This window comes from Streptomyces sp. AM25 (genome assembly GCF_058146165.1).
Genome location: NZ_JBKIWN010000102.1, coordinates 1 through 3,122 on the forward strand (window position 1 = coordinate 1; position 3,122 = coordinate 3,122).

The 3,122-nt window shown below is 66.3% G+C and carries 2 protein-coding genes; both read right to left on the bottom strand.

From position 1 onward, the window contains the following. Window positions 1–675: 675 nt before the first annotated feature. Entirely contained in the window at window positions 676–1,344 is a 669-nt protein-coding gene (locus ACLHRZ_RS36805) for a glycine-rich domain-containing protein (protein WP_490422939.1), read from the bottom strand. Between the two features lie 119 nt (window positions 1,345–1,463). Then, window positions 1,464–1,658, bottom strand: a complete 195-nt coding sequence (locus ACLHRZ_RS36810; RefSeq protein WP_490422940.1) for a hypothetical protein — start codon at window positions 1,656–1,658, stop codon at window positions 1,464–1,466. Window positions 1,659–3,122 lie beyond the last annotated feature (1,464 nt).

Below are 3,122 nucleotides of genomic sequence, written 5' to 3' on the forward strand. Positions count from 1 at the left end.
AGGCCCACGAAAACCCCGAAAGTCGAGGAAGACACGGCTCGCGCCCTAATGGATCCAGTGCTCACACCCAACAACCCCGGCGGGCAACGCCATCTCATCGGCAGTCACGGCCTCCCGGCCAACCAACAGGGGCACGATCTGACAGCAGAACTCACAAGGGTTCCGGGACACGTAGTGCTCACCTGCTGACGGCTACAACATCAAGTCTCTACGACCTGATACGTCCCATTAGGGGCGCGGTTCGGCAGGACCCGGGATCGCCAAGCTACCGCTCACCCCAGCACCATCACGGTCAACCGACCCGATGAGGCTGGTCGAAACGACGGAATGTGGTTTCGACCAGCCCCGAGCCGACGAAGCTGAGCCGGAAGGCGACGGCGCCGGACTGAGGGTGACCCTGACCGTCGGACTCGACTGGCTTCCACAGCCGACAGCTGACTCAGCTCCAGCCTGTTGGAGCGCCACGGGCCTGGTCGCCCGGCCGACGCTGGGGGATCCTCGCATGCCTCCGGGCAGACCGAGCCCGGCCAGAAACTTGCGACGTTCGAGGTGGGGGACATCCAGCAAGAATCGGCTGGCGAACCGCATCAGTGTCACCGGCACGACCCGGGGCGGGGCCGCGCGGCCCCGCCGTATCGGCTGGCCGCGCCTCAACCGGGGGTTAGGCCCTGCGGATCACCAGCTCAGTACGATACAGCCGTTGCCGCCACGGTGGCCCTTCGCGAGCTCGCTGTTTTTCGCGCTGTGGCCGCCCTTGCCTCCCGCGCCGCTGTCTTTCGGGCAGCCGGCCGGGAGGGTCCCGGTTTTGCCCCCCGCGCCTCCGTAGACGTCATTGGCGTTCTGGCCGTCGCCACCGGCCGTGAAGGAGATCGGCTGGACCGCTGTTCCCCGCGACTCGCAGCGGAATGTGGTCCCGCCCTTGCCGGTTGACTGGGGAGAGTTCCGGTACCCGGAGTCACCAGCAACGCCCTGGGAAACGCTTACCCTGAAGGCAAGGGGACCGCTCCCGGCTCCCCCACCGCCGGAGACTGTTGCGTAAGAGGCACTGGCATCGCCGCCCCTCACGCCGGTCATCGGGTCGTAGGCTTTGCTGCTGCTGCCGCCGACGCCCCCACCACCCACGAAGATGAGCATCGTTGACTGCGGTTGCACCGGCACCCGGCAGCGGAGAACGGCTCCGGCTCCGCCACCGTTGCCGCCGTCGTACGACGACGTCCACGTCCCGGACCCACCCCCGGCCCCGCCTCCGACCATGTCGAAGGTCATGGTGGCCACTCCTGCCGGCACCTTGAAGAAGTGCCCGCGCTGTTTTGGGAGGAAGACCTTCCGTTTCGCCGCCGCCATGTGCACAGGGCCCGCCGACGCGGTTGCCGCGGGCAGGGCGCTCAGCACCAGCCCTGTCACAATCGCCCCGGTCAGCAACCCGCGAAGCGAAGTAAGCACTCTGCCGCCTCCTGTCGGGGTCAGTTGTCGCACACAGGGGGAACGAACTGGTCGGAGACGTAGGCGACGGTTCCGCAGACGAAGTTCTGGACCGGGCCGTCGGCGTGGGCGGGCGTGGCCACGATCGCACCGGCGAGGGAGAGCATGACGCCCGCTGCTGCAACGGCGAGGGCACGACGGATGCTGGTGATGACAACCTCCTGGGGAACAGGCAACTCAGGCCACGACACTCGCGGGGGAAGCTGCCCTTCCACGTGCTTGTTGATACGCGTGCCCAGCGAGGCGCGGGAGCCCGGCAGGGCGCACAGTGACCACCACGATCCCTCTTCGCACGCGAACGCCACCACCAGCAAGAACCAGCGCTTCCTGCCGCCCGGCCTGCACTTTCGGGCCGGTCACCGCTCCCTACCCGCGCGAGCCGTGGCGGCGAGTACCCCGGCCACCGGCGACTTGTGCCAGGCCAGCGCCATACCCCCCGACCTGTGGCGGAACCCCTCGATATGGCATCGATAGCGGACGGCCTCCGGGACACGGGAAGTGATCTTGAAGTGAGCGGGAAAGACCACATCTGGAACCCCCTGTCGTTCCCGGTCAGAAGATTCCGTCGGTTGGCCATCACCGCTGACACTCCCGCCCACCGGCAGCGGCACACGACGTCACCCGATAGAGGTGGCTCCGGTTCACTTTGCCGATCATGAACCTGTGAAGGACTCCGTCACCTTCACGAACGGAGCAAACCGGCCCCCGGTTCCGCTGCCCTGCTGGCTCTGCTTCACCCTGCCGAAAACATGCCAGGCCCAACATCTCCGTCCCAGGCGTCATGGAGGGAGATCCCCAACCACCGCTCGGGGCCGGGTGCTTCGGTGAGTCGCTGATGCGGCGACGGCGCATGACGGCTGGTCCGGGATCTGCGCCGGTGGGGCCGAGTGGTCCTCCCCGGCCCCCGAAGGGGGATCCGGCGGCGGGGGTAGCCGGCCGCCGGGCGTTTCCTGTGTTCTTTGCCTGGATCTGGGAATTTCTTATCAGAGGGCTTGGCCGGGCCTGTGTGCGGCGGTCCTTGGAATACGTAGACCCTCTCATCGACTTCGCTTTGACAGGTATTTACGGCGTTCACAGAAACCGGGCAGAAGTTTTGCCCGTCCTGCGCGGCAGGTGATGGAATCCCGCCAGTCATGGAGCCCTGCTGACAGGGCGGTTCGCCGGTTCCCGGCGACGTACGGCCACCTCTGGAGCACAAGGTCAGTGGGCTCTGATGTCTCACGTCGCCACTGGCGACCCGGGCGTTCCGACAAGGTCCGGCCGATCCGCAATGGCTTGATCTTCACTGTTACCCGGCGCTTCGGGCACCTACGTTTCAGTCCCCTTCACGGGGCGTGGACCGGATTGTGCAAAGGCACCGGAAGGTGCCTTCGGAAGGCGTCTTCCAAAACGACGTCATGCGTATGCGCAGACGTCGTACCGGTCCCTGCGAAAGTGCCGATATCAATCCCCCAGGGGGAGTTCAGTGGCCCATACGAGCATTGCCTCGTCGCATTCCCCGGCGATTCTTGCTGCGGATATACCCGATCAGAACAGGGCAGGTGGTACCGGTCCGGTCCGGTTCCTGCCGGAATTCTTCGAACGCACCTGTGACCGGAGCCCGGAAGCGGTGGCCGTCGTCTGCGACACCGTCGAGCTCA